The sequence below is a fragment of the endosymbiont of Riftia pachyptila (vent Ph05) genome (assembly GCF_000224455.1).
In the GTDB taxonomy this organism is placed as follows: Bacteria; Pseudomonadota; Gammaproteobacteria; order Chromatiales; family Chromatiaceae; genus Endoriftia; species Endoriftia persephonae.
In genome coordinates, this window is record NZ_AFOC01000140.1 from 1 (window position 1) to 5,694 (window position 5,694).

Consider the following 5,694-nt stretch of genomic DNA (forward strand, 5'->3'; position numbering starts at 1 on the left):
ACATATTAGCCAGACTGAGATCAGACTGGCGCAGGCTTGGCAGAATGCCGATCATGCCTGGACGGACATCCAGCGGCGCGCCGGCATCCCGGCATTGGCACCAAAGCTGCTGCAACTCTGCCGCCATCTCGGAAAAGACTGTTCCTCTAATCGCGCGCGGAGTACTGTTGAGCTCCACATTGAAGGTGGCTAGTTCGGGCACCACCAACGGGTTGTCGAGGGCCTGCAAAAAGGGTTGATTGAGTGGTGCAGGATAGCCACTACCATCCACCAGCCAGGCCTCCAGCTCAAATCCACCGCTGTGCCCAACCGACGCAAAACGGCCCTCTCTGAACCACTCGGCGAGGAGCCGGGTCTCTGCCTTCAGCCGCTGCCGAAACTCGCGGAAGTCATCCGGGGAAAAGATGCTTGAGCTGATCTCCTGGCCCATGGTCGAGTTTATCCTGTGAGTTTGCGCTCCAGCTCTTGCAAGCGTTGCGGAGTGCCGACATCGATCCAGCGACCATGATGTTCAGCGCCGGCCACCCGGCCCTGAGCCATCGCATTCCGCAACAGTGGCGCCAGCGGGAAGCGGCCAGCCCGGCAGCCTTCAAACAGCGCCGGACGATAGAGGCCGATGCCACTGAAGGTCAGCTTTGGACTGCCCTGGTCATCCAGCCGCCCCGCCTGCAGATGAAAATCCCCCCCTGGGTGGTGGTCCGGATTGGCGACCATCAGTAGCTGTGCCAGATCTCCTCCGGCCAGCTGTAGGCGGCTGGGATCGAAGTCGCACCAGACATCGCCGTTGACCACCAGGAAGGGCGCCTCTCCCAGTAAAGGTAGCGCACGATAGATGCCGCCGCCGGTCTCCAGCGCCTCGGCTTCGGGGGAGTAGCGGATTGAAACCCCAAACTGCGCCCCATCACCCAGCCAGGCCTCGATCTGTTCACCCAGGTGAGCATGGTTGATCACCAACTCACGCACGCCGGCACGGGCCAGATTTTCGATGTGGTACTGGATCAGCGGCTTGCCCGCCACTGACAGCAGCGGCTTGGGGGTATGGTCGGTGAGCGGGCGCATGCGCTCGCCGCGCCCGGCCGCGAGGATCATCGCCTTCATCGCATCAGGTTTGCTGGGGGAACGCTGCAGTCACGGCATGCTGCCTGGCGTCAGGATAAAACCCGGGGCGCGGTGGCAACCAGGTCAGTCATTACCTCAACGCCGCATCGCGTCGAAGAACTCCTGATTGGTCTTGGAGACCTTGAGCTTGTCGAAGAGGAACTCCATCGCCGCCAGTTCATCCATAGGATGCAGGATTTTGCGCAGGATCCACATCTTCTGCAGATCGCCCTCTTTCATCAGCAGCTCCTCGCGGCGGGTGCCAGAGCGGTTGATGTTGATGGCGGGGAAGATGCGCTTCTCGGCGATGCGGCGATCCAGGTGGACCTCCATGTTGCCGGTGCCCTTGAACTCCTCGTAGATCACATCGTCCATGCGCGAGCCGGTCTCCACCAGGGCGGTGGCGATGATGGTCAGGCTGCCGCCCTCCTCCACGTTGCGCGCGGCGCCGAAGAAACGCTTGGGACGGTGCAGGGCGTTGGCGTCGACACCACCGGTCAGCACCTTGCCGGAGGAGGGGATGACGGTGTTGTAGGCGCGCGCCAGGCGTGTGATGGAGTCGAGTAGGATCACCACGTCCATCTTGTGCTCGACCAGCCGCTTGGCTTTCTCGATCACCATCTCGGCGACCTGCACGTGGCGGGTGGCCGGCTCGTCGAAGGTGGAGGAGATCACCTCACCGCGCACCGAGCGGGCCATCTCGGTCACCTCTTCCGGACGCTCGTCGATCAGCAGCACGATCAGGTAGCACTCGGGGTGGTTGTAGGCGATCGACTGGGCGATATTCTGCAGCATCATGGTCTTGCCCGCCTTGGGCGGAGAGACGATCAGGCCGCGCTGCCCCTTGCCGATCGGGGCACAGAGTTCGATGGTGCGGGCGGTGATGTCCTCGGTGCTGCCGTTACCCTTTTCCAGAGTGAACTTCTGGTTGGCGAACAACGGAGTGAAGTTCTCGAACAGGATCTTGTTCTTGGCGTTCTCCGGCTTGTCGAAGTTGATCTCGGAGACCTTGAGCAGCGCGAAGTAGCGCTCGCCATCCTTTGGCGGGCGAATCTTACCGGAGATGGTGTCGCCGGTACGCAGGCTGAAACGGCGGATCTGACTCGGTGAGACATAGATATCGTCTGGCCCGGCCAGGTAAGAGCTGTCGCCCGAACGCAGAAAACCAAAACCATCCGGCAGGATCTCCAGCACCCCATCGCCGTAGATGTCCTCGCCCTTCTTCGCATGGGCCTTGAGGATGGCGAAAATCAGATCCTGTTTACGGGTACGCGCCATGCCCTCGATCTTCATATCGCGCGCGAGGTCGGCCAGTTCTGGGACCGGCATCTTTTTAAGTTCAGTCAGGTTCATGGTGTTTTGGGATGGTTTTGAGTTGATGGGATCGGCGGGAAAAGAGAGTCGCCCCCGATATGGGGACAAGCCGAGAAAAAGTATCTTCAGATTTTGATGGGGGCGATCTGCGTGCGGATTCGCGTTGCGGGAAGTCTAGCAGGCATTCGTGACGCGTCCAGTCACCAGGCTTCTGCCAGCGCTCAGAGATTACTGTCGATAAACGCGGTCAGCTGTGATTTGGAGACCGCGCCCACCTTGGTCGCCTCAACCTCGCCATTCTTGAACAGCATCAGCGTGGGGATACCACGGATACCGTACTGGGGCGGGGTGTTGGAATTATCATCAATATTCAGCTTGGCGACCTTGAGCTTGCCGGAGTATTCGGCCGCGATCTCATCCAGCACCGGTGCGATCATTTTGCAGGGGCCACACCACTCCGCCCAATAGTCAATCAGGACCGGCAGGGTTGACTGCAGCACATCTGACTCGAAAGAGTCGTCCGTCACATGAACAATCTGTCCACTCACGTTGGGTTTCTCCAAAAAGATCTGGGAAGACACCAGGCACCGCATGGTGCTCTGTGTTTGGGTTCCTAGAAGCAGGTAAATCAGGTGAATTCACGCCACAAACAGTGACGAGTCGCTTATTGGATCGAAAAAATCCCACTAATTCAAGTCCAAAGTTCACAAAAATTGGGTTATCCTTGCCCGCCATGAGCAAAACACACTTGACAGACACACGATTCGACCAATTCGATCTCGCCCCTGAACTCCTGCAGGGCATCACCGAGGCAGGCTTCATCCAGTGCACCCCGATCCAGGCAGAGACCCTGCCAATCGCCCTCGCCGGCAACGATGTCGCCGGCCAGGCGCAGACCGGCACCGGCAAGACCGCTGCCTTCCTAGTCGCGACCCTGCAGCACCTGATCGACCACCCCAGCAGCGAACAACGCCGGCCCAACCAACCCCGCGCACTGATGCTCGCCCCGACCCGCGAACTAGCAGTGCAGATCCACAAAGACGCCGAGGCACTCTGCAAGCATACCGACTTCACCACTGCCGCGGTATATGGCGGCACCGGCTACGAACAGCAGCGCAATCAGCTGCAGCAAGGCGTTGATATCCTGGTCGGCACCCCCGGACGACTGATCGACTACTTCAAACAGCATGTATACAACCTCAATGAGATCCAGGTGGTAGTGCTGGATGAGGCGGACCGCATGTTCGACCTCGGCTTCATCAAGGACATCCGTTACCTGCTGCGGCGCTGCCCGGGCCCAACCCGCCGCCTCGGCATGCTGTTCTCCGCCACCCTCTCCTACCGGGTGCAAGAGCTCGCCTACGAACACATGAACAACCCGCAGCATGTGGAGGTGCAACCAGAACAGGTCACCGCTGAGAAAGTGCGAGAGATCGGCTACATGGTTGCCAACGAGGAGAAGATCCCGCTGCTGATCGGCCTGCTGCGCAGGCAAGAGGCGAGCCGCACCATCGTCTTCGTCAACACCAAACGGGTCGCGGACAAGGTCTGGGGCTTCCTGCAGGGCAACCAGATCGACACTGCGGTGCTCTCCGGCGATGTGCCACAGAAAAAACGCCTCAACCTGCTCAACAAATTTCAGTCCGGTGAACTATCGGTACTGGTCGCCACCGACGTGGCGGCGCGCGGCCTGCACATCCCGGATGTCACCCACGTAGTCAACTACGATCTGCCGGAGGATGCGGAAGACTATGTGCACCGTATCGGCCGCACCGCCCGCGCCGGCGCCAGCGGCGACGCCATCAGCTTCGCCTGCGAGACCTACGCCTTCTCCCTTCCCGACATCGCCAAGTACACCGGCCACGCCATCCCGATGGAGACGGTCTCCGCCGAACTGCTGGCAGAGGTCGACCCAAAGAGCCGCATCTACCCGGACCGCAGCAAGCGTGTGCAGCATCGCAGCAAGGATGGCCGTAAGCACCACGGCAGAGGCCACAGTAGTGGTCATCATAAAAAGCACGACGAAAACAGGGCCGAGGGTGACAAGCCCAAACGCCATCGGCACCGGCACCATCCGGAGGGCACATCAAAAAACCCGCAGTAACCCGAGTGGATGACAAGTGTGGCCGCTGCAGCGGTTCAAAATGCTGCAGCTACACCACCGAGGCCCTCGGCGTCGCACCACGCTCCAAGGTCGATTTCGAGCACCTGCTGTGGCAGATCTCCCACCAGGGGGTGGAGGTCTATAAAGATGAGGATGGCTGGTTTCTGTTGTTCCAGGCCCGCTGCGAACACATCCAGCCGAGCGGCGCCTGCGGTATCTACGCCGAGCGCCCGCAGATCTGTCGCGACTACAGCAACGACTGGTGCGAACTCGACGCCCCGGCGGAAGCGGGCTTCGAGCTCCACTTCCGCAACTACCGTGAGCTACTCGACTACTGTAAAAAACGCTTCAAGACCTGGGGACGATAGGTCGTCAGCAGCGCGAGTAGAAAACCACGCAAGAGGCTGAGCCAAACAGCAGCGCCCCACACTGCATTGCAGTCGTAAGCCGATCTGCCTGCTGAACCCATACCCCAATCTGAGCCAACGGCCACGTGATTTTTCCGCGGCAGCAGCTATAATCCGCGACCCGAAAATCCGAACTCCAGCCACCCCGAACCCCATGAACCTCAGCGCAGCCAGCCTCCAGAACCGTTTCATCTCAATCCGCGAAAACAAGGGCTTCGAGACCTTCGTAATCCTGGTGATCCTGATCTCAGCGATGGTAATCGGCGCCAAGACCTACGCCATCCCGCCGACTCTGAGCAGCGTCTTCGCAATCCTCGATATCGGCATTACCCTGTTCTTTCTGCTGGAAATCAGCATCCGCATAATCGCCGAGCAGAGTCTGAAACGCTTCTTCAGCAAGGCCTGGAATGTCTTTGATTTCATCATCGTGGTGGCCAGCCTAATTCCGGTGGAGGATAGTGAGGCGGCGCTACTCGGGCGACTGCTGCGCATCTTCCGGGTGCTGCGGCTGATCTCCATCATCCCGGAGCTACGGGTGTTGCTGAACGCCTTTGTCACCGCGATCCCGCGCATGGGCTACGTCTCGCTGCTGATGTTCATCATCTTCTATATCTACGCCGCAGCGGGCAGCATGTTCTTCCACACCATCAACCCGGAGCTGTGGGAGAACATCACCATCGCCATGCTGACCCTGTTCCGCGTCGCCACCTTCGAGGACTGGACCGACGTGATGTACGAGACCATGGCCGTCTATCCACTGAGCTGGAGCTA

The 5,694-nt window shown here is 59.9% G+C and carries 6 protein-coding genes and 1 pseudogene; 3 read left to right on the top strand and 4 right to left on the bottom strand.

What is annotated here, in order from left to right:
- The 4 genes and pseudogenes from RIFP1SYM_RS15280 to trxA form a co-directional block, all read right to left on the bottom strand.
- Positions 1-430, bottom strand: a pseudogene (locus RIFP1SYM_RS15280) (glutamate--cysteine ligase); the annotation flags it as partial.
- Between the two features lie 8 nt (positions 431-438).
- Entirely contained in the window at positions 439-1,098 is a 660-nt protein-coding gene (murU, locus tag RIFP1SYM_RS15285; RefSeq protein ID WP_005966466.1) for an N-acetylmuramate alpha-1-phosphate uridylyltransferase MurU, read from the bottom strand.
- A gap of 96 nt (positions 1,099-1,194) precedes the next feature.
- The gene (rho, locus tag RIFP1SYM_RS15290; RefSeq protein ID WP_006474897.1) at positions 1,195-2,451 is read right to left on the bottom strand and encodes a transcription termination factor Rho; all 1,257 of its coding nucleotides are present in this window, start codon (positions 2,449-2,451) and stop codon (positions 1,195-1,197) included.
- Between the two features lie 182 nt (positions 2,452-2,633).
- Entirely contained in the window at positions 2,634-2,960 is a 327-nt protein-coding gene (gene trxA, locus RIFP1SYM_RS15295) for a thioredoxin TrxA (protein ID WP_006474896.1), read from the bottom strand.
- Positions 2,961-3,160: 200 nt separating this feature from the next.
- Here trxA and rhlB point away from each other — a divergent pair, with 200 nt between their 5' ends.
- The 3 genes from rhlB to RIFP1SYM_RS15310 all read left to right on the top strand — a co-directional run.
- Positions 3,161-4,516 carry an ATP-dependent RNA helicase RhlB gene (rhlB, locus tag RIFP1SYM_RS15300; protein WP_006474895.1) on the top strand — a complete coding sequence of 452 codons (1,356 nt, stop codon included), beginning with the start codon at positions 3,161-3,163 and terminating at the stop codon, positions 4,514-4,516.
- A 5-nt stretch (positions 4,517-4,521) separates the two neighbouring features.
- Positions 4,522-4,884 carry a YkgJ family cysteine cluster protein gene (locus RIFP1SYM_RS15305; protein ID WP_005966470.1) on the top strand — a complete coding sequence of 121 codons (363 nt, stop codon included), beginning with the start codon at positions 4,522-4,524 and terminating at the stop codon, positions 4,882-4,884.
- A 193-nt stretch (positions 4,885-5,077) separates the two neighbouring features.
- A partial coding sequence (locus RIFP1SYM_RS15310) for an ion transporter (protein WP_039960717.1) occupies positions 5,078-5,694 on the top strand: 617 nt, incomplete at its 3' end.

Coding starts and splice junctions, on each gene's coding strand:
- murU (WP_005966466.1), bottom strand. CDS start 1,098: ATGAAGGCGATGATCCTCGCGGCCGGGCGCGGCGAGCGCATGCGCCCG.
- rho (WP_006474897.1), bottom strand. CDS start 2,451: ATGAACCTGACTGAACTTAAAAAGATGCCGGTCCCAGAACTGGCCGAC.